Origin of the sequence: Streptomyces sp. NPDC088254, assembly GCF_044740925.1 — a bacterium.
Classification (GTDB): domain Bacteria; phylum Actinomycetota; class Actinomycetes; order Streptomycetales; family Streptomycetaceae; genus Streptomyces.
The window spans coordinates 215949-241976 of record NZ_JBIURQ010000011.1 but is presented as its reverse complement, the minus strand read 5'-3'; the positions used below and the strand labels follow the sequence as shown (position 1 = coordinate 241976).

General features: G+C 73.6%; 25 protein-coding genes. 12 read left to right on the top strand and 13 right to left on the bottom strand.

The features are described from left to right. Positions 1-11 precede the first annotated feature (11 nt). From ACIOC0_RS30195 to ACIOC0_RS30175, 5 genes are all read left to right on the top strand, one after another. On the top strand, positions 12-1139 hold the full coding sequence (locus ACIOC0_RS30195) for an ROK family protein (RefSeq protein ID WP_402158908.1): 1128 nt from the start codon (positions 12-14) through the stop codon (positions 1137-1139). A 277-nt stretch (positions 1140-1416) separates the two neighbouring features. Next, a complete protein-coding gene (locus ACIOC0_RS30190) occupies positions 1417-2739 on the top strand; it encodes an ABC transporter substrate-binding protein (protein ID WP_402158907.1) in 1323 nt (440 codons plus the stop codon). 122 nt (positions 2740-2861) lie between these two features. Then, positions 2862-3773: a carbohydrate ABC transporter permease gene (locus ACIOC0_RS30185; protein WP_402158906.1), complete on the top strand. Its 912-nt coding sequence runs from the start codon at positions 2862-2864 to the stop codon at positions 3771-3773. Then, positions 3770-4672: a carbohydrate ABC transporter permease gene (locus ACIOC0_RS30180; protein WP_402158905.1), complete on the top strand. Its 903-nt coding sequence runs from the start codon at positions 3770-3772 to the stop codon at positions 4670-4672. The genes ACIOC0_RS30185 and ACIOC0_RS30180 overlap by 4 nt, the downstream gene beginning before the upstream one ends. Before the next feature lie 8 nt (positions 4673-4680). Continuing rightward, positions 4681-6504 (top strand): hypothetical protein, encoded by a 1824-nt coding sequence (locus ACIOC0_RS30175; RefSeq protein ID WP_402158904.1) that lies wholly within the window; start codon positions 4681-4683, stop codon positions 6502-6504. Between the two features lie 30 nt (positions 6505-6534). Here ACIOC0_RS30175 and ACIOC0_RS30170 read toward each other — a convergent pair whose 3' ends face one another. After that, positions 6535-7173 carry a nucleoside/nucleotide kinase family protein gene (locus ACIOC0_RS30170; RefSeq protein WP_402158903.1) on the bottom strand — a complete coding sequence of 213 codons (639 nt, stop codon included), beginning with the start codon at positions 7171-7173 and terminating at the stop codon, positions 6535-6537. Positions 7174-7229: 56 nt separating this feature from the next. Between ACIOC0_RS30170 and ACIOC0_RS30165 the strand changes: the two genes are divergently transcribed. The 4 genes from ACIOC0_RS30165 (at position 7230) to ACIOC0_RS30150 (ending at position 12551) form a co-directional block, all read left to right on the top strand. Continuing rightward, complete coding sequence (locus ACIOC0_RS30165; protein WP_402158902.1) at positions 7230-7625, top strand: YybH family protein; 396 nt, start codon at positions 7230-7232, stop codon at positions 7623-7625. Between the two features lie 81 nt (positions 7626-7706). Beyond that, complete coding sequence (locus ACIOC0_RS30160) at positions 7707-8459, top strand: HAD family hydrolase (protein WP_402158901.1); 753 nt, start codon at positions 7707-7709, stop codon at positions 8457-8459. After that, on the top strand, positions 8456-10810 hold the full coding sequence (locus ACIOC0_RS30155) for a glycoside hydrolase family 65 protein (RefSeq protein ID WP_402158900.1): 2355 nt from the start codon (positions 8456-8458) through the stop codon (positions 10808-10810). Before ACIOC0_RS30160 ends, ACIOC0_RS30155 begins: the two co-directional genes overlap by 4 nt. Before the next feature lie 220 nt (positions 10811-11030). Beyond that, positions 11031-12551, top strand: coding sequence for a hypothetical protein (locus ACIOC0_RS30150; protein ID WP_402158899.1), 1521 nt, complete (start codon positions 11031-11033; stop codon positions 12549-12551). A gap of 31 nt (positions 12552-12582) precedes the next feature. Here ACIOC0_RS30150 and ACIOC0_RS30145 read toward each other — a convergent pair whose 3' ends face one another. Next, on the bottom strand, positions 12583-13263 hold the full coding sequence (locus ACIOC0_RS30145) for a Type 1 glutamine amidotransferase-like domain-containing protein (RefSeq protein WP_402158898.1): 681 nt from the start codon (positions 13261-13263) through the stop codon (positions 12583-12585). A gap of 174 nt (positions 13264-13437) precedes the next feature. On the opposite strand from ACIOC0_RS30145, the gene ACIOC0_RS30140 reads away from it, so the two are divergent. Then, positions 13438-13929: a DUF5709 domain-containing protein gene (locus ACIOC0_RS30140; RefSeq protein WP_402158897.1), complete on the top strand. Its 492-nt coding sequence runs from the start codon at positions 13438-13440 to the stop codon at positions 13927-13929. Positions 13930-14025: 96 nt separating this feature from the next. Here the strand turns inward: ACIOC0_RS30140 and ACIOC0_RS30135 are convergent, their stop codons facing one another. After that, positions 14026-14232, bottom strand: coding sequence for a hypothetical protein (locus ACIOC0_RS30135; protein ID WP_352251702.1), 207 nt, complete (start codon positions 14230-14232; stop codon positions 14026-14028). Between the two features lie 204 nt (positions 14233-14436). Between ACIOC0_RS30135 and ACIOC0_RS30130 the strand changes: the two genes are divergently transcribed. Further along, positions 14437-14715 (top strand): GlsB/YeaQ/YmgE family stress response membrane protein, encoded by a 279-nt coding sequence (locus ACIOC0_RS30130; protein ID WP_351098613.1) that lies wholly within the window; start codon positions 14437-14439, stop codon positions 14713-14715. A gap of 140 nt (positions 14716-14855) precedes the next feature. Here the strand turns inward: ACIOC0_RS30130 and ACIOC0_RS30125 are convergent, their stop codons facing one another. The 4 genes from ACIOC0_RS30125 to ACIOC0_RS30110 all read right to left on the bottom strand — a co-directional run bounded on the left by ACIOC0_RS30125 (position 14856) and on the right by ACIOC0_RS30110 (position 19468). Continuing rightward, on the bottom strand, positions 14856-15743 hold the full coding sequence (locus tag ACIOC0_RS30125) for a Gfo/Idh/MocA family protein (protein ID WP_402158896.1): 888 nt from the start codon (positions 15741-15743) through the stop codon (positions 14856-14858). A gap of 193 nt (positions 15744-15936) precedes the next feature. After that, entirely contained in the window at positions 15937-16170 is a 234-nt protein-coding gene (locus tag ACIOC0_RS30120) for a hypothetical protein (protein WP_402158895.1), read from the bottom strand. A gap of 77 nt (positions 16171-16247) precedes the next feature. Beyond that, positions 16248-17627: a diaminopimelate decarboxylase gene (locus ACIOC0_RS30115; RefSeq protein ID WP_402158894.1), complete on the bottom strand. Its 1380-nt coding sequence runs from the start codon at positions 17625-17627 to the stop codon at positions 16248-16250. Positions 17628-17779: 152 nt separating this feature from the next. Next, positions 17780-19468, bottom strand: coding sequence for a PucR family transcriptional regulator (locus ACIOC0_RS30110; RefSeq protein ID WP_402158893.1), 1689 nt, complete (start codon positions 19466-19468; stop codon positions 17780-17782). A 274-nt stretch (positions 19469-19742) separates the two neighbouring features. Here ACIOC0_RS30110 and ACIOC0_RS30105 point away from each other — a divergent pair, with 274 nt between their 5' ends. After that, the gene (locus tag ACIOC0_RS30105; protein ID WP_402158892.1) at positions 19743-20009 is read left to right on the top strand and encodes a DUF5133 domain-containing protein; all 267 of its coding nucleotides are present in this window, start codon (positions 19743-19745) and stop codon (positions 20007-20009) included. Between the two features lie 79 nt (positions 20010-20088). On the opposite strand, the gene tgmB is transcribed toward ACIOC0_RS30105, so the two are convergent. From tgmB to ACIOC0_RS30075, 6 genes are all read right to left on the bottom strand, one after another. Beyond that, a complete protein-coding gene (gene tgmB / locus ACIOC0_RS30100) occupies positions 20089-21075 on the bottom strand; it encodes an ATP-grasp ribosomal peptide maturase (RefSeq protein ID WP_402158891.1) in 987 nt (328 codons plus the stop codon). A 15-nt stretch (positions 21076-21090) separates the two neighbouring features. Beyond that, the gene (tgmA, locus tag ACIOC0_RS30095) at positions 21091-21282 is read right to left on the bottom strand and encodes a putative ATP-grasp-modified RiPP (protein WP_352251714.1); all 192 of its coding nucleotides are present in this window, start codon (positions 21280-21282) and stop codon (positions 21091-21093) included. 213 nt (positions 21283-21495) lie between these two features. Beyond that, positions 21496-21801: a DUF1232 domain-containing protein gene (locus ACIOC0_RS30090; protein ID WP_402158890.1), complete on the bottom strand. Its 306-nt coding sequence runs from the start codon at positions 21799-21801 to the stop codon at positions 21496-21498. Between the two features lie 283 nt (positions 21802-22084). Continuing rightward, on the bottom strand, positions 22085-24181 hold the full coding sequence (locus ACIOC0_RS30085) for a xanthine dehydrogenase family protein molybdopterin-binding subunit (protein WP_402158889.1): 2097 nt from the start codon (positions 24179-24181) through the stop codon (positions 22085-22087). Then, positions 24178-25206 carry an FAD binding domain-containing protein gene (locus ACIOC0_RS30080; protein ID WP_402158888.1) on the bottom strand — a complete coding sequence of 343 codons (1029 nt, stop codon included), beginning with the start codon at positions 25204-25206 and terminating at the stop codon, positions 24178-24180. Before ACIOC0_RS30080 ends, ACIOC0_RS30085 begins: the two co-directional genes overlap by 4 nt. After that, positions 25203-25769: a (2Fe-2S)-binding protein gene (locus ACIOC0_RS30075; protein WP_402158887.1), complete on the bottom strand. Its 567-nt coding sequence runs from the start codon at positions 25767-25769 to the stop codon at positions 25203-25205. The genes ACIOC0_RS30080 and ACIOC0_RS30075 overlap by 4 nt, the downstream gene beginning before the upstream one ends. Between the last annotated feature and the right edge of the window lie 259 nt (positions 25770-26028).

The following is a 26028-nucleotide window of genomic DNA, read 5'->3' as shown; positions in this document are numbered from 1 at the left end:
TGGAACTCGACGTGGCAAGGACCCCCCGCCTGACCGAGAGCGCGGGCGCCGTGTTCACCGTGCTCGCCGAGGCGGGCGCCGCCACCCGGCCGCAGCTCGCGAGCCTCGCGGGCCTGTCCAAGCCGACGGTGTCCTCAGCCGTGGCGGAGCTGGAGAGCGTCCGGCTCGCCGCCCACTCCGGCACCGCCTCCAGCGGCACGGGCCGCTCCGCCGCCGTCTACCGGCTCGGCCCGGCCGCCGGAAGCGTGCTCGCCGTCGACCTCGGCCCCGCCCTGACCCGGGTGCGCGGCTGCGCCCTGGACGGCGCGCTGCTCGCCGAGGCGGCCGGCCCCCGCCCCGACGCCGCCGACGTGGTGCGCGAGGCGCTCGGAGCGCTGCCCCGCGCCGCCCCGCTGCGCGCCATCGTCGTCGCCGTCGGCGACGTCACCGCGCGGGAGGGCGGCGGCATGCGCCCGGCGACCGCCAAGGCCGGCCCCGTCTTCGACGCCGTGCGGGTCGCGCTGCCGCCCGACGTCCCCGTCCACCTGGAGAACAACGTCAACTGCGCTGCGCTGGCCGAGCTCCACGAGGGTGCCGCCCGGGGCCGGGACACCTTCGGCTACCTGCGCATCGGCGTGGGCATCGGTCTCGGAATCGTCGTCGGCGGCCAGGTGATGCGCGGGGCGAACGGCGCCGCCGGAGAGCTGGCCCGGCTGCCCTATCCCTGGGACGACGGCCGTGAGCCGCGCCGTGAGGCGCTGGAGGAGTACATCGGGGCGCGTTCCCTGCTGCGCAGGGCCGCCGAGGCCTGGGCGGACGCCGACGGGCCCTGCCCGCGCACCACCGAGCGGCTCCTGGCCCTCGCCGGCGAGGGGAACCGGGCGGCCCGCGCGGTCGTCGACCGTCACGCCGTGGACGTGGGCCGGCTGACCGCCGCCGTGACCGCCGTCCTGGATCCCGGCCTGATCGTGCTGGGCGGAAGCACCGGCGCCGACCCGCAGCTCCTGCCCGGTGTCCGGGCCGAGTTGGAGCGGCTGAGCTGGCCCACCGACGTGGTCAGCAGCACGATCGGCGATCTCGGCACCGTCGTGGGGGCGGCACGGCTCGCCGTCGCCCGGGGAGTCCAAACCGTGACCGAAGCGGCGGGGGCGAAGGATTGACGGCCTCCGACTCGGTCTGCCAATGTCCGGACAAGCGCTTTCTAAGTCGGCCGGGACGCCGACTCAGGGTGAGCGTCCCGCCCGTACTTCGAGGTACGGCAGCCACGCGAGGGCGTGCTCGCGTGACGACGGCCACGGCGGCCGGGGATCCCACCCGTCAGGATGGCTGCGGCCGGGCGAGGCCGCGCCCCCCGGAAAGCGACATCACCTGCAAACTGCACCCGTGCCGCCTCGGCTGGCGCCGTGCTCCGTCCAGTACGACGAAAAGGGATCGAAAATGACCAGTGTGGGTGTGCGGCGCTCCCGCCGACTCGGCCGCGGCGGCATACGTCGTGTGGTTCCCCTCGCTGCCGTGGCCACGGCAGGTGCCCTTCTGCTCTCCGCCTGCGGGTCGGGCTCCGACTCGGGCGGCAACGCCAAGTCGCTGACGTTCTGGATCTCCACGGTCCCGGGGCAGGACGCGGGCTGGAAGAACGCGGTCGCGCAGTACAAGAAGGAAACCGGCGTCGACGTCAAGCTCGTCAACATCCCCTACGACGGCTACCCGACGAAGCTGCACAACGCCGCGCAGGCGAACTCCCTGCCCGACGTGGCGACCGTGCCGGCGCTGGACCCGATCTGGTCGAGCAAGCTGATCGACCTCAGCTCCATCGCCAACGACAAGAGCAACAAGATCAACGCCAACTTCCTCGCCAAGGACTCCTCCGGCAAGGTGCTGGCCATCCCCTCGGACGTCACCGCGTCCGGCCTGTACATCAACAAGACGCTCTTCGAGAAGGCCGGCGTCACCTTCCCGACCTCGCCGCAGAAGACCTGGACCTGGACCGACTTCATCAAGGCGGCCGACACGGTCCGCGAGAAGACCAAGGCCAAGTACTCCCTGACCTTCGACCAGTCGCCGTCCCGGCTGCGCGCCATGGTCTACGAGATGGGCGGCAAGTACGTCCACGCGGACTCCTCCGGCAAGTTCTCGGTGGACGAGGCGACCAAGAAGGCCGTGAACACCTTCGTCGGCTGGAACGACGACAAGACCATGCCGAAGTCGGTGTGGACGTCCGGCGCCGACCCGTCCGCCATGTTCCAGAGCGGTGACGTGGTCGCCTACTGGTCCGGCGTGTGGCAGGTGCCCGCCTTCGCGGAGAGCATCAAGAAGTTCGAGTGGGCGAGCGTCCCGACTCCCGCCCAGCCCGTCCAGGCCAGCGACGTCAACAGCGGCGGCCTGACGGTCGGCTTCAACAACAACGGCGAGGCGGCCACCGCCGCGTCGAAGTTCCTGTCCTGGCTGTACGAGCCGGCCCACTACCAGGCGCTGTGCGAGGCGTCCGGCTTCCTGCCGGTCGAGAGCGGACTGAACCCGAAGTACCCCTTCACCTCCCCGGCGGCGCAGGCGGCGTTCAAGCTGTACAACGAGTCGATCCCGCTCTACGCCCCGATCTCCGGCTACTTCAACACCGCGCAGACCAACTGGGTGCTGAAGGGCAAGAGCCTCACCGAGGACCCGACCAAGGCGGAGCTCGGCAAGGCGATCAACGGCCAGCAGTCGCCCGACAAGGCGCTGGAGAACATCGTGGCCGGCTACAACCAGCAGGTCGGCGGCTGATCGCAGACCACAGGGCCGGGCGGTGGATCGACAGACACCGCCGCCCGGCCCCGGCGCTCAGGTGACGCCGGGCTCATGACATGGGCCCACAGCAATCCAACCCCCAGCACGGAGTCTGCAAGATGACAAAAACCGCCTCGGACGTGTCCGCGAGCCCGGCCAGGAGACGAAGCAAGTACACCCTCGCGCCGCTCGTCCTCATCGCGGCCAACGTCGTGCTCTTCTCGCTGTTCTTCGTCTGGCCGGCGGTGATCGGGCTCATCTACTCGTTCACGAACTACACGGGTGTCGGGGCGTTCCAGTTCATCGGGCTGGACAACTACCAGAACCTGTTCGGGGACTCCACGTTCTACGACGCGCTGAGCCGGACGCTGCTGTACACCGTGCTCTTCGTGCCGCTGAACTTCGCGGTCTCGCTGCTCGCCGCCAACCTGCTGGTGAGCAAGCACGCCAAGGGCGCGTCGGTCGCCCGCGTCATCTTCTTCATCCCGTGGCTGCTGTCGCCCATCGTCGTCGGCGTGCTGTGGCGGTGGCTGTTCGGCGAGAACTTCGGGCTCGTCAACTACGTCATCGAGCAGTTCGGCGGAAGCGCCGTCCCGTGGCAGTCGAACGCGGACCTGTCGCTGCTCGTGGTGGTGATGGCGGCGTCCTGGGCCTGGACGGGCTTCTCGATGCTGCTGTTCATCGCCGCGATCAAGAACGTGCCGGTGTCGTACTACGAGGCGGCCTCGCTCGACGGCGCCGGCCCGTGGCGCCAGTTCTTCAGCATCACGCTGCCGAGCATCGCGCCCACCTCGTTCATCGTCATCCTTCTGAACACGATCAACGCGATGAAGGAGTACCCGGTGTTCGTCGCCCTCAACAACGGCGGCCCCGGCACCTCGAACAACCTGCTCGTCCAGTACATCTACGAGACCGGCTTCAAACGGGGCCAGATCGGCTACGCGAGCGCCGCGTCGTTCGTGCTCATGCTCATCCTGATGGCCGTCGCGATCGTCCAGCTGATCGTCAACCGGCGGGTGGAGAACCGATGACAACCACAGACATGCCCCGCCCGCTCGACGCCGACGCCAAGCAGCCCGTCGTCAGGAAGCGGCCCCCCAAGGCGGCCACCGGCGGGCTCCGGCAGGCGGTGTCCGCGACGACCCTGCTGTGGATCATGGCGTGCCTGTACGGGTTGCCGGTGCTGTGGTTCATCCTCAGCGCCTTCAAGCCGGCCAGCGACCTGTTCTCCTATCCGCTGACGCTGGTGCCCCACAACCCCACCCTGACGGGGTTCAAGGCGGCATGGGAGAGCGCCAACTTCTCCCAGTACTTCATCAACACGGCCATCGTGTGCGTGATCACCACGATCCTCACGGTGGGAGTCAGCTGCTGCACCGGGTACGCGCTGGCCAAGTACGACAACAAGTGGCTCAAGGTCTTCTTCGTCTGCATCCTGGCCACCACGATGCTGCCGTCCGAGGTCATGCTCGCCCCGGAGTTCCTGGTGGTCCGCAACCTCGGCCTCTACAACTCCTTCGCCGGCATCATCCTCCCGGCCGTGCTGACCGCGACCGGATGCTTCATGTTCCGCCAGTTCTTCCTGACGGTGCCCGACGAACTCGTGGAAGCCGCCCGCATCGACGGCGCCCGCGAACTCGCGATCTTCGCGCGGATCATGGTGCCGCTCTCCCGGCCCATCATGCTGACCCTCGCCATCCTGTCCTTCCAGTGGCGCTGGAACGACTACATCTGGCCGCTGCTGATGCTCAACGACCCCAACAAGTTCACCGTGCAGATCGGCATCCAGAGCATCGTCGGCGCGCAGAACATCAACTGGTCGGTCCTGCTGGGCGCGTCGGTCATCTCCATGATCCCGCTGATCGCCGTCTTCCTGGTCTTCCAGCGCTACGTCATGGGCGCCGACATCAACGCCGGACTGAAGGACTGACCGTACCCGTGCACCTCCCTCACCAGCGCGGCCCGCTGCACGACCTGCCGGACACGCCCGAGGCCTACGACGCCGTCCTCGCCGACGTCGTCGAGCAGGCCCTGCGGCGGATCACGCCGGACGGCAACCTCGAGCACCCCGACTGCGACGACGACATCGGCGACACCTCCCTCGGCATCACCTCGCTCCTCGCGCTCGCCTGGCAGCGCGGCAAGGACCCGAGGCTGCCGGAGGCGGTGCGCCGCAGCCTCGCCTTCCACCTGCGCGAGCGGGTCTACACCGAGGACAACCCCGGCTATCCCAACCTGCGCCTGCGCGACTCCCGTCTGCCGTACGCCCGCTACGTGCTCGAACCCGGCGCGCACCCCATAGGCGACTGGCCCAGCACGGTGTGGGCGCTGCTCCAGCTGGTCAACGTGCTGGAACTCGCCGACGGCCTCCTCGACGACGAACAGCGCCGCGACCTGGCGCTGCTCGGCCACGGCTACTGGCGCTGGCTGACCGAGGCGACGTTCTTCAACCCGCAGGAGGCCGGCAACCAGGCCATCGGCTGCGTCGTCGGCGGCCTGATGCTGGCCCGCCACCTCCCGCAGCAGGCGGCGGCGCTCCGCGCGCGGGCGCTACGGCTGTACTCCGACGAGATCCGCGCCCACCGGGTCCGCGACCGGGGCGCCCTGCTGCCCCCCGAGCACGGCGGGGCCTACGACAACAACTACGGCCCGATCTCCCTGTCCTTCCTCGCCCAGGCCCACCGGGTCAGCGGCGAGGAGGTCTTCGCCGAGGACGGCGACACGCTCGCCCGCTACATCGACGCCCGGCTGACCGGCGGCGGCTTCGACAACGGCGGCCCCCGCTACAGCGAACAGCACTCCGCCTTCGAGTCCGTCCTCGGCCTGCGCTACTTCGGTCAGCGCATCGGCGCCGACCTCGGCCGCTACCGGGGCGACAGCCGGTGGGCCCGGTACGCCGTCAAGCCGGACGGCGGGGTCGACGGCCACTTCGCGTGGATGCTCGTCTGGCAGATCCAGGACGACAGCCGCTGGCAGCGCACCCCCTCCACCGGGCCCGTGCGCCACCAACTGCGCTCCGGGACCGTCTCGGTGGCCTTCGACGACCGGATGACCCCCGCGATCGTCGAGGCGGGCGGCGCCTACTGCCTGCCCGCCGCGGTCGGCCGCCAGCACGGCTTCGGCCCCGTGACCGACGGCTTCCTGCTCTGCCGCCCCATGGGCGAGGTCCGCGTCCGCGACCTGCGCGCCGGGGACCTCACCGCCAAACTGGTCACCAAGCCGGTCGTCGGCCGCGACCACGTCCTGCGGTACGTGCGCTCCCTGTACGTCACCGACGGCGCGGCCCTGTGGACCACCGTCGCGGTGGAACGCCTCGACGGCACGCCGTACCTGCTGGCCGGCCTGCCCTACGCCGAGGACGACGGCGACCGGGTGCGGCGCACCTCTCAGGTGGCCCTCGCCTCCGCGGGCACCCTGCGGCTGACCCACCCGGACGGCCGGGGCCCGGACCGCTTCGACGCCCGCAGCGAACTCACCCAGGAACAGGCCGCCTTCGCCCTCGCCGCCGACCCGCGCGGCTACGGCAACCCCGACGAGGGCTGGAGCCACCTGGTCGCCTCCACCGCCCTGGAGGCCGGCCCCGTCCCCGACGCCCCCGACGACCTGCACGTCTTCGCCGTGCGCTACGGCACGTCGGACCCGCTCACGGTGCGGGTCGAACGGAACCCGGAGGGGATCACCGTACGGACGGCCCGCTTCACCGCCGTGCTCGGCCCCGACGACGCCCACGGCGAACCGGAGCTGACCCTGCTCCCCGCCTGACCGCGCCCCGGCAGCGGGGGAGGCGCTCGGCTAGTACCCGGGACGGACCACCAGCTCGGCCCGCTCCCGGGTCGCCGCCACCAGCTCGGCGTTGCGCTGGTCCGTGCCCAGCACCCAGGCCAGCGCCTCGGCGGGACCCTTGCCGAACTCCTCGTGCCGGGCTACCAGCCGGCGCACCCGCTCCTCCTCGTCCGCCTCGCAGAACCACACCTCGTCCAGTGCGGCCCGCACCCGCGCCCACGCGCCCGTGCCCAGCAGCAGATAGTTGCCCTCCGTCACGATCAGCCGCGCCTGCGGCGGCACCGGGACCGCGCCGGCCAAGGGCTGCTCCAGCACCCGCTCGAAGCCCGGCGCGTACACCACCTCGTCACCGCCGGCCTCCTCCCGCAGCCGCCGCAGCAGCGCCGCGTACCCGGCCGCGTCGAACGTGTCCGGCGCGCCCTTGCGCCCGCGCCGGCCGAGCCGGTCGAGCTCGGCGTCCGCCAGATGGAAGCCGTCCATCGGCACATGCGCCGCCCACGGCCCGCCGCCGCCGTTCAGCTCCCGCACCAGCCGCTCGGCGAGGGTCGTCTTGCCCGAGCCCGGGCTGCCGGCGATCCCGAGGAACGCCCGCTCGCCGCCCCGGACGAGTCCCCGGGCACGGATCAGCAGTTCGTCGAAAGTGAGCACACAGCAGAGTGTCGCAGTCCCCTGGGAGGAGACCCGCAGGGGGAGAGGAGGAGTACGTGCCGGAGGACGACGAGCAGATCCGCGCCCTGATCACCCGCTGGGCCCAGGCCGTGCACAACGGTGACATCCAGGCCGTCCTCGCCGACCACGCCGAGGACCTCCTGCTGTACCACGTCACCCCGCCCCACGAGGGCATCCGGGGGCTCGCCGCCTACCGGGTGCTCTGGCCGCCGTTCTTCGCCTGGCAGGCGCTGGGCGCCCGGTTCGAGATCGACACCCTGGACGTCGTCGCCGGCGCGGACGTCGCCTACGCCCACGCGCTGCTGCGCTGCGGCACCCCCGAGGAACTCGCCGAACGGCCCACGCTGCGGCTGCGCCTGACGTTCGGTCTGCGCAAGGAGCACGGCCGCTGGTTGATCGCCCACGAACACCACTCCTTCCCGCACGACTGAGACCGCGGCGCCTCCCGCCGGCCTGCCGATGTGGCGCGCGCCACACCGATGGCGGCCCCGTGCGGGGGAACGGGAATCCGTATGACGACGACGCTCGGACTCCCCGACACCATCCAGGCCTGCCTCTTCGACCTCGACGGGGTCGTCACCCGGACGGCGGTGGTGCACGCGGCCGCGTGGAAGGAGGCGTTCGACGCGTTCCTGCGCGAACGCGACGGCGACGACTTCCGTCCGTTCGACCCGTCCCACGACTACGACGAGTACGTCGACGGCCGACCCCGCGCCGACGGCGTCCGCACCTTCCTCGCCTCACGCGGCATCACCCTGCCCGAGGGAAGCCCCGACGACCCGCCGGACGCGCCCACCGTCCACGGCCTCGGCAACCGCAAGAACGACCTGCTGCTGGAGAAGATCCGCACCCAGGGCGTGGAGCCCTACGACGGCACCCTGCGCTACCTCGCCGCCGTCCGCGACCGGGGCTTGCGCACGGCGATCGTCTCCTCCAGCGCCAACACCCGCGACGTGCTGCGCTCGATCGACGCCGAGGACCTGTTCGAGGTGCGGATCGACGGTGTGGTCGCCGCCGAACGCGGACTGCCGGGCAAACCCCGCCCCGACACCTTCCTCGCCGCCGCCCGCGACCTCGGCGTCGAACCGTCCCACGCCGCCGTCTTCGAGGACGCGCTCGCCGGCATGGACGCCGGCCGCTCCGGGCACTTCGGCTACGTCGTCGGCGTCGACCGGGTGGGGCAGACCGACGCCCTGTACGCGCACGGAGCCGACGTCGTCGTCAAGGACCTGGCCGACCTGGCCGACCTGGGGGGAGACGCGTGATCACCGACCGTTCCTACGCCGTCGAGCCGTGGTGCGTGCGCGAAACCCACCTCAAGCTCGACGTCCTCGCCCAGAGCGAGTCCGTGTTCGCCCTGTCCAACGGGCACGTCGGCTGGCGCGGCAACCTCGACGAGGGCGAACCGCACGGCCTGCCCGGCTCCTACCTCAACGGCGTCCACGAAGTGCACCCCCTGCCCTACGCCGAGGCCGGCTACGGCTACCCGGAGTCCGGGCAGACCGTCATCAACGTCACCAACGGCAAGATCGTGCGGCTCCTCGTCGACGACGAGCCCTTCGACCTGCGCTACGGACGCCTCGTCTCCCACGAACGCGTCCTGGACCTGCGCCGCGGCGTCCTGGAACGCACCTGCGAATGGACCTCCCCGGCCGGGTCCACCGTCCGGGTGCGCTCCACCCGGCTGGTCTCCCTCACCCAGCGGGCCGTCGCCGCCGTCGCCTACGAGGTCGAGGCCGTCGACAGCCGCTCACGCGTCGTCATCCAGTCCGAACTGGTCGCCAACGAGAGCCTGCCCGACCCGGACGGCGACCCGCGCGCCGCGAAGGCCCTGAAGTCGCCGCTGGAACCCGAGGAGGACGTCGCCGCCGACCGCCGGCTGCGCCTGGTCCACCGCACCAAACGCAGCGGCCTGCGCGTCGCGGTGGCCGCCGACCACACGATCAGCGGCCCCGAGCGGACCACCACCAGCGCGGAGAGCAACGTCGACGTCGCCCGGCTCACCGTCACCTCCGTGCTGGAGCCCGGCGAGACGCTCCGCGTGGAGAAGCTCGTCGCGCACGGCTGGTCCGGCGTCCGCTCCCGGCCCGCGATGAGCGACCAGGTCGAAGCGGCCCTCGCCGCCGCGGGACACAGCGGCTGGCAGGGCCTCCTCGACGACCAGCGGGCCTACCTCGACGACTTCTGGGCGCGCGCCGACGTCGAGGTCGACGGCGACGAGAAGATCCAGCAGGCCGTCCGCTTCGCCCTCTTCCACGTCCTGCAGGCCGGCGCCCGCGCCGAGGGCCGCGCCATCCCCGCCAAGGGCCTGACCGGCTCCGGCTACGACGGCCACGCCTTCTGGGACACCGAGACGTTCGTGCTGCCCCTGCTCACCTACACCGCGCCCGAGTCCGTCGCCGAGGCGCTGCGCTGGCGGCAGCAGACCCTGCCCGCCGCCCGTGAACGCGCCACCCAACTCGGCCTGCGCGGGGCCGCGTTCCCCTGGCGCACCATCGAGGGCTCGGAAGGCTCCGCGTACTGGCCTGCCGGCACCGCCGCCTTCCACGTCAACGCCGACATAGCCGACGCCGTCGTCCGCTACGTCGCCGCGACCGGCGACACCGGCTTCGAGGCGGAGACCGGCGTCGAACTGCTCGTGGAGACCGCCCGGTTGTGGCGCTCCCTCGGCCACCACGACGCCCACGGCGTCTTCCACATCGACGGCGTCACCGGCCCCGACGAGTACAGCGCCGTCGCCGACGACAACACGTACACCAACCTGATGGCCCGCGCGAACCTCCTCGCCGCCGCCGACGTGGTGGAACGCCACCCCCGCGAGGCCGCCGCCCTCGGCGTGGACGAGGAGGAGAGCGCGGCCTGGCGGGACGCCGCCGGCGCCGTGCACATCCCGTACAACGACGAACTCCGCGTCCACGAACAGCACGCCGGCTTCACCCGCTACCAGCGCTGGGACTTCGCCGGCACCCGCGCCGACCAGTACCCCCTGATGCTGCACTTCCCGTACTTCGACCTCTACCGCAAACAGGTCGTCAAACAGGCGGACCTGGTGCTGGCGATGTACCTCTGCGGCAGTCACTTCGAGGAGGAGTACGACGACGAGCAGGTAGCCCGCAACTTCGCCTACTACGAGCCGCTGACCGTGCGGGACTCCTCCCTGTCGGCGTGCGGGCAGGCCGTCGTCGCCGCCCAGGCCGGCCATCTCGACCTGGCCTACGCCTACACGGCCGAGGCCGCCCTGATGGACCTGGAGAACCTCCAGCAGAACACCCGCGACGGCCTGCACATCGCCTCCCTCGCCGGCACCTGGACGGCCCTGGTCGCCGGGTTCGGCGGGCTGCGCCGGCAGGGCGACACCGTGCGGTTCGCACCCCGGCTGCCCGAGCGGTTCAGCCGCCTCGCCTTCTGCGTCCAGATACGGGGCCGCCGGCTGCGGGTGGAGGTCGGCCCCGACAAGGCCGTCTACACCCTGCTGTCCGGCGACGCGCTGACGATCCACCACCACGGCAGCGCGCTCACCCTGAACGGCGACGGCCCCGTGGCCCGCACGGTGCCGCCGCAGCGGTCCCGCCCGGCGCCCGAACAGCCCCCGCACCGCGCCCCGCGCGCCGGCTGACCGCCCGCCGACCGGCCCCGCCCGGTGCCCCGCCCGTCGCCGGCGGGGCGCCGGGCGTGCGGCACCCGGCTGATCTCCGTCCTGCGCGACTGCCCGAACCGGGTTATTTTGATCGTGTTTCTCGCGGTTCGCGCTGTTCTTCCGTTCCGCGACCCCGGGATTCCCCGCGCGGCGGATCCGGGACTGCCCGGCTCTCCCGCGTCCGGAACGAGGGGTGCAGATGGCCCACGGCACGAACGCCCTGCCGATCGGTCGGCAGCGCGGCGCACCGGCGAACCAGCCCGGCTCCCGCCGGACGCGCGGCGTCCGCCCGCTCGCCGCCGTGGCCGCCGCCTTCACCCTCGCCCAACTCATCCTCGTCGTCCCCGGCGTGGGAACCCTCGGCCCCGGTTTCGGTCTGGGCCTCGGCTGGGACGAGACCGTGTACGTCAGCCAGGTCTCCGCCCAGGCCCCGCCCGCCTTCTTCAGCGCGCCCCGCGCCCGGGGCGTCACCCTGCTGGTGGCGCCGGTCGCCTCCTGGTCCACCTCCACGACACTGCTGCGCGTCTACCTCGCGCTGCTGTCCGGCCTCGGCCTGTACCTCGCCCTGCGCGTCTGGCGCGGACTGTTCCCGGCCCGCGTCCTGGCCCTCGCCGGCGCCCTCTTCGCCACCCTGTGGGTGACCCTGTTCTACGGCCCGGCGGCCATGCCCAACCAGTGGGTCGCCCTCGGGGCCCTCGCCTGCGCCGGCTGTCTGCTGCGGGTCCGCGCCGACCACCGTGACCGGTCCGCCCTGTGGGGCGTGGCCGCGGGCGCGGCGCTCATGGCGTGGATGCGGCCCACCGACGCCGTCTGGATCGCGCCGCCGCTGCTCGCCCTCGCGCTGGCGGGCCGCCATGTCCGCGCCGCCCTCTTCCTCGCCGGGGGCCTGGCGACCGGCGTCGTCCAGTGGCTGATCGAGGCGTACACGAGCCACGGAGGCCCCCTGCGGCGGCTCGCCGAGGGCTCCCGCATCCAGGGCGGGCTCGGCCGGAACCTCGCCGTCGACGACCAGATGCGCGCCCTGATCGGCCGGGCCCTGTGCCGCCCGTGCACCGGGCCGCTGCCCAACCCGGTCGTCACCGCCTGGTGGGTCCTGCTGCCGCTGCTCGCCGCCGCCGGCCTCGCCGTCGCGGTGCGGGCCGGGCGGACGGCGCCCACGCTGCTCCTCCTCGTCTGCGCCACGACCGCCGCCCTGCCGTACCTGTTCCTCATCGGCTACGCGGCGCCCCGCTTCCTCCAACCCGTCTACGCGCTGCTCGCCATCCCGGTCGCCGACGCCCTGTTCCACCTGGTCACCCGGCCCGACGGCCGATGGCGCCCGGCCGCCGCCGTCGTGACCGCCCTGCTGCTGACCGGCCATCTGGCGGTGCAGTACGTCGTCCTGGACCGCCTGGTGGACCGCACCGCCGCCGACCGCCTCGACTGGGCGCGCACCGCGGCCGACCTGCGCCGGCTGGGCGTACGGCCGCCCTGTCTGCTCACCGGGACCGAGGCCATCCCCGTCGCCTTCTACGCCGGCTGCTCCTCGGCCGCCACCAGCGGCAACAACGCCAACACCACCGAGGCGGGCATCCTCGGCACCGCCCGCCGCGTCCCCACCGCCGCCCTCTCCCCGCCGGGCGGCCCACCGCCCCGCTACGCCCGGACCTGGACCCGCCACCCCTCGGCGGGCCTGGACCTGCACCTCGCCCCACGACCCGCCGGGGACGGCCAGGGATGAGCCGACTCGCGCCGCGCTCGGCCGGTGTGCCTCACGGGCCCACGACCGTCTCGGCGACACCGCCCCGCCCGTCGGGCTCCACCCGGTACAGGTGCGTCCCCGGTGCCCGGGCGACGGTCCGGGTCACCACACCGTCCGTGAACAGGGCGCCCGCCCCGTCGTCCAGCGCCCACCCCGCGGGCAGCGCGCCGCTCGCCACCGCCCGGAGGCAGGAGGGCCGGCGGCCCGGCTCGCTGTCGTAGTGCGGGCACACCGAACCCGGCAGCAGACCCAGCCCGTCCGGCAGGAAGGTCAGCGGACCGAAGGAGTCGGTGGGCGAGCCGCGCGCCCAGCAGTTGGCGCCCGCGCTGATGCCGCACAGCAGCGTCCCGCGCTCGTACGCCTCCGCCAGCAGCCGGTCCACCCCGTGGACGCGCCACACCGCGAGCAGGTTCGCAGTGTTGCCCCCGCCCACATACACGACGTCCTGCTCCAGCAGGTGGGCGCGCAGCGACGCATCGTCCGCCTCCCGCCGGAACAGCCGCAGGACGGACGGTTCGCAGTCCCGCCCGGCGAACGCGGCGAGGAACCGCTCGGCGTATCCCTCGGCGTCGCCGCTCGCCGTCGGCACGAAGCACACCTTCGGTCGCGGCCGGCGGGCGAGGCCCAGCACCCAGTCGTCGAGCACGCCGTCGGAGTCGGTGGAGAAGCCGCCCCCCGAGAAGGGCGACACGGCGAGGCTCCTCAGGAAGGGGCATGCCCCGATTCTCTCCCGGCGCCGGGCCCGGACTCCGGCGGCGGCCGGGCCCGGCCGACGGGGTTGGAGCACAGGTGGCGGGGATACCCGAACGGCACAACGAGGACCACGACAGGCGACGCAACCGTCGCAGCAGCCCAGGGAGGCACCATGGCCACGGAGCCCGAGAACCCCGCGAACGCCGCGACCACGGCCGACGACGCCTACCAGCCCACCGGCACCAACGAGGAGCAGGCGGACGCCGCGCCGCTCGACCTTCAGGACGCGGTCGACGAACGCACCTACGACGACATGCTGGACGAGGGCTACTCCCCGCCGGAGAAGCCGCTCGGCGTCACCAAGTACGGCACCACGGCGGCCGAGCAGCACGAGGGCGAGACGCTGGACCAGCGCCTCGCCCAGGAGGTCCCCGACGTCGAGGCGCCCGTGGGCGACGGCGTCGGCGACCTTCCCCGGGGCGAGGGCGAGCCGGTCGACCCCGAGGTGGGCGACGCCCGCGCCGGCCGGCTGGTCGCCCCGGACGAGGGCGCACACCCGGACGCCACCAAGGAGGAGACCGCCACGGACGTCGGCATCGACGGCGGCGCCGCGGGCGCGGAGGAGGCGGCCGTCCACGTCGTCGAAGACCGCGACCTGCCCTGAGCCCCGTAGGGGAGTCGCCTGGGCGGCCCCGTCACCTGCTCCTCCGGGGCAGGCGACGGGGCCGTCGCGCTGCCCGCACCTCCCAGGGGCACCGGGTCAGGGCAGCAGCTTCTCGATCGCGTTCGGGCCCTCCTCGTCGAGCTTGCGCCGCGCCCACTCCAGGTTGCGCGGGGTGAGGTCCCGGCCCGCGGCGAGGACCATGTCCTCCGGCGACACATCGGTGCCGGTGCGGGTGTGGAGCAGGGCGTCGGGGGTGACGCGGTCGGAGGACGGCCCGGAGGCGCCGGGCTGTGAGGTCGACATGGTGTGCTCCTCGGTCCGGAGGGCTGCTTCGGGCCCGTGCGGCCGCCGGAGGCGCGGCGGGCCCACTAACACCATTCATCGCGGGAGCGCACCCTGCATCCGGAGACCGTGCAGATCACACTCCTGGGGCATTGACAGGTTTGGAGACGGCGTGCTGGTGCATCCGGAAGGCATACAAGTATTCGCACGGACACGGGAGGAACCGTGGGCGTCATCGCCTGGATCCTGATTGGCCTGCTCGCCGGTGCCATCGCCAAGCTGCTGCTGCCCGGGAAGGACCCGGGTGGCATCATCGTCACCATGCTCATCGGCATCGTCGGCGGTCTGCTCGGCGGCTGGCTGGGCAAGGTGATCTTCGGGGTGGATTCGATCGACGGGTTCTTCGACCTGTCCACCTGGATCGCCGCGATCGTCGGATCGCTCATCCTGCTGGTCCTCTACCGGGCCGTGACCGGCAACCGGCGCTCGCACCGGCACGCCTGACGGTCCCTTCGAAGTGACGACGTGCCCGACCGGGCCGCCCCAGTGGCACACCCGGTCGGCACGCCGGTTCGGCAGGACGCCGGCGGATCCGCCGGCGTCTCCGTGTGTCCGGCCACGGCCGGTTCACGGCCGGCCCCCGCTCAGCCCGCGCCGCCGCCCAGCAAGGCCTCGGCCTCGGCGAGCACCTCGGTGACCCGCAGGCCGAACGCCGCGTCACAGGCGTGCGGACGCCCCCCACCGGCCGTCGCGCACAGCGCGTCCGCGGCCCGGCCGAGTGCCACCGCCGCGCCCGCCTCGCTCTCCGGGAGCCGAGCCACCCCCGCCGCGCCCCGGACCTCGACGGCCGTGCCCGACGCCTCGGGCGGAGCCGTCAGACTCAGCGTCATGGTGCTGGAGGCGCCCCCGGCGTGGTCCAGGACCACCTGCACGGTGTCGCCGGGACCCCGCACCGCGGCCGCCACCCGACGCACCTCGCCCAGGACGGGCAGCAGCACCGACAGCGCGTGCGGCCCCACGTCCCACAGTGCGCCCTTCTCCCGGCGCCACGGCGTCGCGAACGGGTGGCCACCGGCCGAGAACACTGCGCCCAGCCACTGCGCACGCCCCGTGAACCACCCTTCGGCGGCGGCCTGTTCGGCGATCCAGGCTTCCGGCTCGGGCAGGAACCGGGTGGTGAAGAAGACCACCGAGGCGACCCCCGCTTCCCGTACGGCCCGCTCCACCGCCCGCGCGCCCGCCACCGTCGTGGCGACGGGCTTGTCGAGCAGCAGATGACACCCGGCCCCGGCGGCCCGCACGGCCAGCTCCGCCTGCACGTCCGGCGGCAGCGCCACCGCCACCGCGTCCACCTCCGGGAGCAGCGCGTCGACGTCGTCGTAGGCGCGGACGCCGTGCGCGTCGGCCAGTTCCTTCGCCGCCTCGGGGCGGCGGCCCCACACGCCGGCGAAGTCCAGGCCCTCGTGCGCGGCCAGGACGGGGGCGTGCACCATGTGCGCCCAGGGGCCGGTGCCGAGCAGACCGATGCGCATCCCGCTGACTCTCCCTGCTGCCGGTCGACATCACGGCCGGCGGCGTGAGAAAAACGGCGCAGGCCGTGTGCGAGCCTCGCACACGGCCTGCGCCGCGGGACACCCCCGGGGGGCGTCCGGATCGGTGGGGCGGCCCCTCAGGGGCCGCTGCACCCTGCCCGTCCGGGTCGGACGCTCACAGTGCAAGGGCCCCTCAGGCCGCCCGCGGCTTCGCCCGGACGTCCTCCGCCGGCCCGTCGACGGCCGGTTCGCCGCCCTCGGCCCCGCCCCGGACCAGGCGCAGATGTCGCTTGCGCGCGGCGTGCCGGCGCTTGGCCCGGTCGGGGGCGGAGGCGGGGGCGGGGGAGTAGAGATGATCCTCCACGCGGTCCATGACCGCGATCAGTACGGACAGCAGCGGCAGCAGCAGTACGGCGACCCACAGCACGGAACTCTCTCCTCGTCAGACGACGCAGACCGGGTGCCTCGGATCGGCCCGCTGATGCCTGCGCGGGGGCGACTTCGTCAGCCGAAGCCGTTCACCAGGGCGTCCCCGTGGGCCAGCCCGCTCTCCGCGGAGATCTCCCGCACCGTCTGCGGCGTCCGCACGGTGGCGAACTCGACGCGGTCCTCCCGCCGCAGACAGCCGTACACACCGGGCCGCGGCAGGCTGTTGTACGCCCACGGCGCCGAGAAGTAGTAGGCGCCGGTGTCGTGCAGGACGACCCAGTCGCCCTCGGCGAGCTCGGGCAGCGGGCGCTCGTGCGCCACGACGTCCCCGGCGAAGCAGAGTGGCCCGGCGACGTCGTGCGGCAGCGCCGGCCCCTCCTTCGGCGTGCCGTCGGGGCCGTACGCGCTCACCCGCACCGGCCAGTCCTGCGGCATGAAGACCGTGCGGGTGGCGACCTGCGCGCCGGCGTGGGTGACGGCGACGCGGCGACCACCCGCCTCCTTGACGTACTCGACGCGGGCCGCGAGGAAGCCGTTCTTCGCGAGCAGGGAGCGGCCGAACTCCGTCACCAGCCGGTAGCGGCCGTCCAGCAGGGCCGGCTCGGCGGCCGTGAGCGTGGCGACGTACGCCGCGTAGGTCGGGGTGACGCAGTCGTCCTCGAAGTTGACCGGCAGCCCGCCGCCCAGGTCGAGGCTGGTGATCTGCCGGCGGCCGGCCCGGGCGTCGATCTCCTCGGCGAGGCGGTGCAGCGCGGCGAGCCCCCTGCCGATCAGGGGAAGCGGGCAGCCCTGTGAGCCTACGTGCGCGTGCAGCCGGGTCAGCCACGGCCGCCGCGCGAACGCCTCGACGACCCGCTCGCGGGCCCCCGGATCGCGCAGGGCGACCCCGAACTTGGAGTGGGCGGTCGCCGTGCTCATCGCCCCGATGGCCCCCGCACCCACCTGCGGATTGACCCGCAGCCCGATGACGGAGGAGGAGCCGGTCGGGCGCAGCTCGTCGACGCGTTCGAGTTCGGCCAGGCTGTCGGCGTTGAGGGCGACGCCCAGGGACAGCGCCTCGTGGATCTCCGCCCGGGTCTTGGCCGGTGAGTCCAGCACGATCCGCGCCGGCGGGAACCCCGCGTCCAGCGCCAGCCGCAGCTCGCCGGGGCTGGCCACCTCGCAGCCCATGCCCGCCTCGGCGAGCAGCCGCAGCACCGGCACCAGGGCGCAGGCCTTGGCGGCGAAGGTGTGCAGCACGTCCGGGACGTCCCCGAACGCCTCGTGCAGTCCGGCGACGCTGTCCCGCACGCCCCGCACGTCGAGGAACCCGGCGAGCGGCCGGTCGGCGCCGAGCAGCCCGTCCGCCACGGCCTGGCGGACGGCCGCGGCGACGTCGGCGGTCGTCACCCCGCCCGCGGTGGTGCGGTCGGGGGCCGGTGCGGTGCTGCGGGTGGTCTCGGTGGGGATCGACACGTCCTGGTCTCCTTCGCTTCGGTGCGACGGGGCGCCGCCGGGCCCGGGCGGTACCTCCAGGTTCGCCCGGGGGCGGGCTCCGCGTCTTCGGCCGGCCGCACAAAGACGACGGCGACCTTCGTGTACCCGCACAAAGGGCTGCCCCGCCGCCGTCACGGAGGCGGGGCAGCGGTGGCCAGACGCGCCGCCAGAGTCAGCAGCAGCCGTGTGTCCGGATCGTCCACATCGACGCCGTCCCGCTCGCGGAGGCGGACGATCCGGTACCGCAGCGTGTTGGGGTGCACGACGAGCCGCCCGGCCGCCGCCGTCACGTCGCCCCCCGTGTCGAAGTACGCCGCCAGGGTCCGCACCAGCTCCCCGCCGCCGGCCAGGTCGGCCCGGATCAGCTCGTGCACGGGGCCCTCGCCGGACTCCCAGACCGGCCGCACCGCGTCCAGGACCCGCAGCGTCTCCACCGCCGCACCCGCCCCGGCGGCGTCCGCGTACCGGGCCGGGCGGGGCGCTCCCGTCGCCGAGGCCCGCGCCTCCCGCTCCCGCAGCGCCCGCATCACCAGCACGGCCCGGTCGTAGGACTCCGCGGCCCGCTCCGGCGGCCCCACCGGGCCGACGCCCAGCCACACGGGGGCGCAGTCCGGCGACGACGACACCGCCGCGTCGAGTTCGCGGACGACGGCCAGGACGGCGGCCTCGTGATCGGAGGCCGACGCGTCACCGGTCACCAGCAGCGCGAGCCGGTCGCCGTCGCGCAGCACCCCGGTGCCGGGGCGGTGCGCGGCGAGCTCCAGCACCAGCACCTCCAGCGCGCGGTCGTCCGCCCGCGCCGGCTCCCGCTCGGCCGCCACCGCCGCACACGGCGCGTCCGGGGACAGTCCCAGCGACCATGCGTGCGTACGGCGGTCCCCCAGGCCGTGCAGCAGCCCGCGCAGGGCGTTCTCCCGGCGGTGGGCCGTGCCGCTCTCGCGCAGCCGCTCCCGGACGAGCAGCGGGGCGGCGAGACCGGCGGCCGTGCGCAGATGGCGGGCCGCGTCGGGCGCGAGGGCCGCGCCGTCCGCGGCGGCCCAGATCGACCCGAGCACCTCCCGCCCGCTGCGGACGGCCACCACCAGCCGCTCGGGCGTGTCGCCGTCGGCGGGGCGGTGCAGGACGTCCCGCGCGGTCCACAGGGCCCGCAGCAGACCGCTGCGACGCAGCTCGGCGACCCGCCAGTCCGGCACCCGGCCGCCCAGGATCACCGCGCGGCGCAGGGGGTCGGCGCCGGGGCCGGTGGCGGAGTGCGCCAGCACGCGCAACCGCGTGTCCTCGATCGTGATCGACCCCTTCACGTACGCGGCCACCCGTGCGGCCAGCGCCGCGAGCGAGGGGATCGCCTCCGGCCCGCGCACCGCGTCCCCGTCGTCGAGTCCGGCCCGGGCGTAGGACAGGGCCGACCGCAGCAGCCCGGCGACCTCGGCCCAGCCGACCCCGTCCTCGCGCACGAGGAGGGCGAGACCGGCCTCGCGGGCGGCTTCGAGGGTCGCCGCCGCGGGTGGCGGCTCGCCCAGGACGACGGCGCAGGCGCCCTGCAGCGCCGCCTCGCGCACGGTCGCGGCGTCCGGGGCGGCGCCCACCGCCAGCAGCAGCGTCCCGGGCCGGCCGGGGGCCAGGTCGTCCATGCCGACGGCGATGTGGTGCACGACGGCGTCCCCCGCGGGCGCGCACAGCAGACGCAGCGCGTTCCCGTCCTCGAACGCCAGCAGGTCCCGCAGGGACGCGGGTGCGGCTGATGTGCCCTCAGGGTTCAACTCGTCCCCGGACGACGGGGGTTCACCGGGAGGCGGAGGCTCTTCGGGGGCTGTGTGCACCAGTCTGCTCTCCCGCTCTCCGGGGCGGCGCGCGACGTCTGTCGCCTGAACGGGGTCGAGAATAGGGACCGTCACGGGGCCCGGGGACCGGATGGGGGGAAGCGGAGCACCTGAACGGCCGCTGCTGATCCCCCCAGAGAACATCGCTTGACGCTCCATCGCACGGCCAAGTGGCTGAAATTGTGCCCCCGAAAGGTGATTTGTTCCTCCGGTGCGCATGATTCGCTCACTTCCGGGCACACGCTGCCCACTACATCTGGAGAGAGGGGCGCTCGTGATCGTTCCGGACCCGAAGGCCGTCAGGACGCTGCTGACCCGGTTCGCGTCGCTGAAGATTGCGCAGGCGGAGCAGGAGCGGCCGGAGACGGCCCGTGAACTGGAGGACGTCACCTACACGCTGTGCGTGCTGATGGGCACTTCCGACGTGCGTGAGGCCGTCGACGCGGCGGACCAGCTGCTCGCCGCCGCGGTGCGGGGGCCGGCGATCCCGGGGCCGAAGCGGGGGACCGACGAGGACAGCGGGCTCTGCGTAGCCGTCTGAGCCCGCGCGCAAGGGCGATCCGGTGAGGGCTCGGCGTCGCGCCGGGCCGCTCATCGGCGCCGAATCCGGTGACGGCGGCTCAGGGAACCGCCGACCCGCAGCAGTCCACGTGCCGGGAGCCGTTGTCCGGGTCGGGGCCGGCCAGCCATTCCGCGATCGTGCGGGCGATCGGCTGGCCGGTCTCCACCTCCACGAAGCCGAACTGGCCGGACTGGTTGCACTCCAGGAACCACCATGTGCCGTCGGCGTCCTCGGCGAAGTCGAACGCGCCGTAGGTCAGTTCGGCCTCCCGCAGATATGTCCGCACGGAGTCGGCGAGCCGTGGCGGCACCTCGACCGGGCGCCACGGCTCGGTCGAGGGCGCGAAGCGCACGTCCACCGCGTCGGGATCGCCGTCGGGGTCCGTGGCCTTGCGGGCGGCCAGCAGCCGGTCGCCCACCGCCGTCAGCCGTATGTCGGCCCGCTTGGCGACCCGGCGCTGGAGCAGCGTGGGTCCGTAGGCGACGGCGGCGAAGTCGGCGCCGGGCGGAACGCGCGTGGTGGGCACCGCCCGGGGCGGGTCCTGCGGATGCGCCCCCGACACCGGCTTGACCACCAGGTCCGGGTAGCGCTCCGCGAAGTCCCGGGCCGCCTGCGGGAACGTCGTGATCAGTGTCGCCGGCACGGGCAGACCGCTGCTCTGGGCGAGCCGCAGCTGCCAGGGCTTGTGCCGGGCCCGCCGGGCCGCGTCCGGATGGTTCATCCAGCGCGCCCCGCTGCCGCGGAGCATCCCGTACAGCGCCTGCGAGGCCTCCTCCGTGAGCCACGCGGACGGCTGGGGCGCCCGGGCCGCGGCCGTTCCGGGCCGGCGGACCCACACGGACCGCAGCGAGTCGAGACTCACCAGCCGTCCGGCGGACGACAGATGGCCCCGGAACGCTCCGTGCACGTACTCCGCGGAGAGCGCGACGGTGTGCGTGAGATCGGCGGGGTCGAGCCGTACGACGGGGACACCGGCGGCGTTCAGGTGGACGACCACCATGTCCGCCGTGACGTCCTCTTCGCAGGTCATGATGAGCACGGTCATGTTCGTGGCCCGCGCTCAGTCGTCGAAGTGCGTCTTGGAGCCCGCTGTCGAGGTGGTCGTCCCCAGTTCTCTCAGCAGGGCGTGGTCACGAGCGGCGATCCGGCCGTCCAGGAGCACGTTCAACTGCAGTCCGGGGTCATAGGCGTACGGAGTTGCGAACTCCAACTCCGCCGCGGGGCGTGCGTAGTTGAGCGCGAACGGTTGCATCGGTTTCTCCCTCGTCGGTACTGCCTCGATCAAGCGGTGCCGCTGTGCGACGTCACTCGGGCCCGCTGGTGGTGCGACCTTCAGTGACTTATACGAATCGAACGGGTGCTTGGTTTCCTTACTCTCCGTGATCATCACGGATTCCGGGTCCGGCACAGGGAGCTGAGCTGGGGTGATGGGTCCTGAAAAAGCCCAAAATTCTTTCCGGCGCGGTCAGTTGACCGCCCCGGCTCCGTCCGGCGTGCCGTCGGGGGAGCCGTCGGGGGCCCGGCGCAGTGACCGCAGGGCGAGCAGGAGGACTCCGATGTCGTCGAGATACACCGGGTCGGGCAGCGCGTCGACCGGCAGCAGGAAGTAGGCGATCGCACCCCAGAAGACCCAGCGCGACCCCGTCGGCAGGCCCGCCCTGCGCAGGCCCCGACGGGTCCTGACCAGGCGTATCAGCACCCAGGCGGCCGCGACGAACAGTGCGGCCGCCAGCAGCGCCGCGACGGCGACGAGCGTGGTGGTCGTATCCACGGGCCCTCCCTGTGCGCGGTCCGACGCGCGGTGTCCGCTGTTCCCCCGGCTCGGGTTCCCCCCGGCTGTCGAATTCCCCCTACTCGAGTCCCGAATTCCCCCTTTCCGGTGGGAATATCGCGATGACCGGACGGCGGATCGGCGACCGGGCCGGACGGTAGCCGGTGAGGCGGACATCACACGCGCGCCACGCCCGAGTCGTCGGGAATGTCGGATGATCGGGCATGTCTGATGATCGACATGAAGGTGGAGCAACGGCCGGGCCGCCCCGGGCTCGCTCAGCTCACGGAGCGCTCATCGCCGCCAGCACCCGGTCCGGCGTGAGCGGCAGCTCCCGCAGCCGCACGCCGACGGCGTGGTGGACCGCGTTGCCGATCGCGGCGGCCGTGCCCACGATGCCGATCTCGCCGATCCCCTTGCCGCCCAGCGGGTTGAGGTGCGGGTCGTGCTCCTCGATCCAGTGCGCCTCGATGTCCGGCACGTCGGCGTGCGCGGGCACGTGGTACGACGCGAGATCCGACTCGGCGAAGTCGCCGAACGCGGCGTCCACGGTGCTTCCCTCGGTCAGCGCCATGCCCAGACCCATCGTCATGCCGCCGACGAACTGGGAGCGCGCGGTACGGGAGTTGAGGATCCGCCCGGCCGCGTACACGCCCAGCAGACGCCGCACCCGCACCTCACCGGTCACCGTGTCCACGGCCGTCTCGGCGAAGTGCGCGCCGAACGCGTGCCGGGCGTACGGGGACTTGGCGTCCGCCCGCCCTGCCGTGTCCGCGTGCTCGACCAGTCCCTCCTCGGGGATCCGGCCGGGGCGGGCGGCCAGGCGTTCCGCGAGCCGGGTGCACGCCTCGTGCACCGGCCAGCCCCAGGACGCGGTGCCCGAGGAACCGCCCGCCAGCGACGCGGACGGCAGATCGCTGCTGCCGACCCGGATCCGGACCCGCTCCGGCGGGACGCCCAGGGCGTCGGCGGCGATCTGCGCGAGCACCGTTCGGGCGCCCGTGCCGATGTCGGTGGCGTTCGTCTCGACGAGGAAACCTCCGTCCGGCAGCGCCCGCGCCGAAGCGGTCGACGGCCCGACCAGCACCGGGTAGGTCGCTGCGGCCACTCCGGTGCCGATCAGCAGCGCCCCCTCCGTCCGCGTGCCCGGCCTGGGGTCGCGTCCCTCCCAGCCGAACCGGCGTGCGCCCTCGCGCAGGCACTCGACGAGGTGGCGGCTGCTGAACGGCCGTCCGCTCTCCGGTTCGGTCTCCGGCTCGTTGCGCACCCGCAGCTCGACCGGGTCCATGCCCAGCTCGACGGCGAGCTCGTCCATCGCCGACTCCAGCGCGTACATGCCCGGCGCCTCCCCGGGCGCCCGCATCCACGACGGCGTCGGCACGTCCAGGGCCACCACGCGGTGCAGCGTGCGCATGGCCGGGCAGGCGTACATGACGCGCGCCGGCGTCGCCGCCTGCTCCACGAACTCCTTGATCCGCGAGGTGTGCGTGGCGACCTCGTGGACGAGGGAGGTCAGCCGGCCGTCCGCGTCGGCCCCCAGCCGCAGCCGGTGCTCGGTCGGCGCCCGGTGCCCCACCGTCGACGGCAGGAACCGGCGGGGCAGCGAAACCGTGACCGGACGCCCGGTGCGCAGGGCGGCCATCACCGCCAGCACCACGTCCGGCCGGGGCGTGCCCTTGGAGCCGAAGCCGCCCCCGACGTGCTCGGCGGTGACGGTGATCCGGTCCTCCGTCAGACCGAACAACCCCGCCAGCACCGCCCGCACGGTCGTGGTGCCCTGGCTGGAGGTGTGCACGGTCAGCCGCTCACCGTCCCACTGCGCGGTGCTGGCGTGCGGCTCCATCGGATGGTTGTGCAGCGGCGGCACCCGGTAGCCGACGTCCACCCGGGCGGCCGCAGCCGCCGACGCCCCTTCCGGGTCGCCCTGTTCGGTGACGGCGGGATACCCGCCGTTCGCCTTCTCGGGGACGTACGCACGCGGATGCGAGGCCGACAGGATGACGTCGTGCGGCTCCCGCGCGCAGGAGACGCGCACGGCGGCGGCCCCCTCCCTGGCCGCCTCCGGGCTCTCCGCGACCACCAGGGCGACACACCAGCCCCGGTGCGGGATCTCCGGGCCCTGGAGGACGGCGAGGGTCGCATCGTCCGGCTCGCCCAGACGCGGCGCGTTCTCGTGGGTCAGCACGTCGACGACGCCCGGCAGCCGCAGCGCCTCGGAGGCGTCCACGTCCGTCAACCGGCCCCGCGCCACCGTCGCCGGCACGGGTCGCGCGAACAACCGCCCCGGGGAGGCGAACTCGGCCGCGTAGCGAGCCGCCCCGGTGACCTTCTCGCGCCCTTCCCGCCGCTCGACGGGAGCGCCCACCGCCTCGCCGCTCATGATTCCTCCCCGTGCGGAACTCGTGGCCCGTCCCCCGGCGGCCCCGGCGGCACGAGCCGTGTCAGGACGTCGACGGCGACGTTGTGGGCGAGCGGCACCTTGTACGCGTTGTCGCGCAGAGGCCGCGCAGCCGACAGTTCGAGGTCGACGGCGTGCTCGAACGCCGCCCGGGTCGGGGCCGCGCCCAGCAGCGCCTCCTCGGCCCGCCTGGCTCGCCAGGGCCGGTGCGCCAACGCCCCGAACGCGATCCCCGCGTGCGCCACGACGCCGTCCCGCACCTGCAGCACGGCGGCGACCGAGGCCAGCGCGAAGGCGTACGACGCCCGGTCGCGGGCCTTGCGGTACGCCGACGGCAGCCCGGCCGTCGCCGCGGGCAGCACCACGCCGGTGACCAGTTCCCCCGGCTCGATGACGGTGTCCAGCTCCGGACGGTCCCCGGGCAGCCGGTGGAACTCCGCCGCGTGCACCCGGCGCACCCCAGCGAGCCCGTACAGCTCCACCTCCGCGTCCAGCGCGGCCAAGGCCACGGCCATGTCCGACGGATGGGTGGCGACACACTGCTCGGAGTACCCGAGCACCGCGTGGTCGCGGTGCACACCGTCCAGGGCGCCGCACCCGCTGCCCGGCGCACGCTTGTTGCAGGGCTTGGAGACGTCCTGGAAGTACGGGCAGCGGGTGCGCTGGAGCAGATTGCCGCCTGTGGTCGCCGCGTTGCGCAACTGCCCCGACGCGCCCGCGAGCAGCGCCTGCGACAGGGCGGGGTAGCTCTCGCGGATCCGGGGGTGCGCGGCGAGGTCGCTGTTGCGGACCAGGGCCCCGACCCGCACCGAACCGTCCGGCAGAACCGTCACCTCGTCCATCGGGATCCGGGTGACGTCGATGAGCGCGGACGGCTGTTCCACGCCGAGCTTCATCAGGTCCACGAGGTTGGTGCCGCCGCCCAGATAGCGGGCGCCCGGGTGCGCGGCGTAGGCGTCCGCCGCCTCGGCGAGGCTGCCGGCCCGTACGTAGGCGAAGGGCTTCACCGGATCACGTCCTCGACCGCGTCGACGATACGGGGGTACGCCCCGCACCGGCAGAGGTTGCCGCTCAGCCGCTCACGGATCTCGTCCCGGCTCAGCGCGACGGGCCCGGCCGGCGCGCCCGCGTCCGTGACGTGCGAGGGATGACCGGCCTCCGCCTCCGCGATGGCCCCGACCGCCGAGCAGAGCTGCCCCGGCGTGCAGTACCCGCACTGGAAGGCGTCGCGCTCCATGAACGCCCGCTGCAACGGGTGCGGTCCCTCGCCGTCGCCGGCCAGCCCCTCCACGGTCGTGACGTCACAGCCGTCCAGGGACACCGCGAGCAGCAGACAGCTGTTGACCCGCCGTCCGTCCACCAGGACCGTGCACGCGCCGCACTGCCCGTGGTCGCAGCCCTTCTTGGCGCCGGTGAGCTCCAGGTCCTCCCGCAGCACGTCCAGCAGGACGCGCCGGTGGTCGACGGTGAGGGTGTGCGGTTTGCCGTTGACGCGCAGGGTCGCGGCCGACCGGTGGGGATGGGGAGGCGCCTCGGGACCGCCGCCCGCGGAGCCGTGCTCGCTGTCCATGACCGGACCCCTTCCGGAAGACCCGTGCTGCCACTGCCGTGGGGACCGCGTATCCAGCAGACGCGGACCGACACCCCGGGACGGGTGAGGATTCGGGAACGGCGCGAGGGGTGAACGGGTGGCCGCGGTGGGTGACGGGCGGAGGAACGGCTGGGACGCCGGCACCCGGCCGTCCGGGACCCCGGTGCCGGGCGGCCCGCCGGGGCCCCAGGGCCTGTCTGACAAACCCCCGCCTGCTCTGCGGCGGGGGTTTGTCAGA

Coding starts and splice junctions, on each gene's coding strand:
- ACIOC0_RS30190 (WP_402158907.1), top strand. CDS start 1,417: ATGACCAGTGTGGGTGTGCGGCGCTCCCGCCGACTCGGCCGCGGCGGC.
- ACIOC0_RS30185 (WP_402158906.1), top strand. CDS start 2,862: ATGACAAAAACCGCCTCGGACGTGTCCGCGAGCCCGGCCAGGAGACGA.
- ACIOC0_RS30180 (WP_402158905.1), top strand. CDS start 3,770: ATGACAACCACAGACATGCCCCGCCCGCTCGACGCCGACGCCAAGCAG.
- ACIOC0_RS30160 (WP_402158901.1), top strand. CDS start 7,707: ATGACGACGACGCTCGGACTCCCCGACACCATCCAGGCCTGCCTCTTC.
- ACIOC0_RS30150 (WP_402158899.1), top strand. CDS start 11,031: ATGGCCCACGGCACGAACGCCCTGCCGATCGGTCGGCAGCGCGGCGCA.
- ACIOC0_RS30140 (WP_402158897.1), top strand. CDS start 13,438: ATGGCCACGGAGCCCGAGAACCCCGCGAACGCCGCGACCACGGCCGAC.
- ACIOC0_RS30135 (WP_352251702.1), bottom strand. CDS start 14,232: ATGTCGACCTCACAGCCCGGCGCCTCCGGGCCGTCCTCCGACCGCGTC.
- ACIOC0_RS30125 (WP_402158896.1), bottom strand. CDS start 15,743: ATGCGCATCGGTCTGCTCGGCACCGGCCCCTGGGCGCACATGGTGCAC.
- tgmB (WP_402158891.1), bottom strand. CDS start 21,075: ATGACCGTGCTCATCATGACCTGCGAAGAGGACGTCACGGCGGACATG.
- tgmA (WP_352251714.1), bottom strand. CDS start 21,282: ATGCAACCGTTCGCGCTCAACTACGCACGCCCCGCGGCGGAGTTGGAG.
- ACIOC0_RS30085 (WP_402158889.1), bottom strand. CDS start 24,181: ATGAGCGGCGAGGCGGTGGGCGCTCCCGTCGAGCGGCGGGAAGGGCGC.
- ACIOC0_RS30075 (WP_402158887.1), bottom strand. CDS start 25,769: ATGGACAGCGAGCACGGCTCCGCGGGCGGCGGTCCCGAGGCGCCTCCC.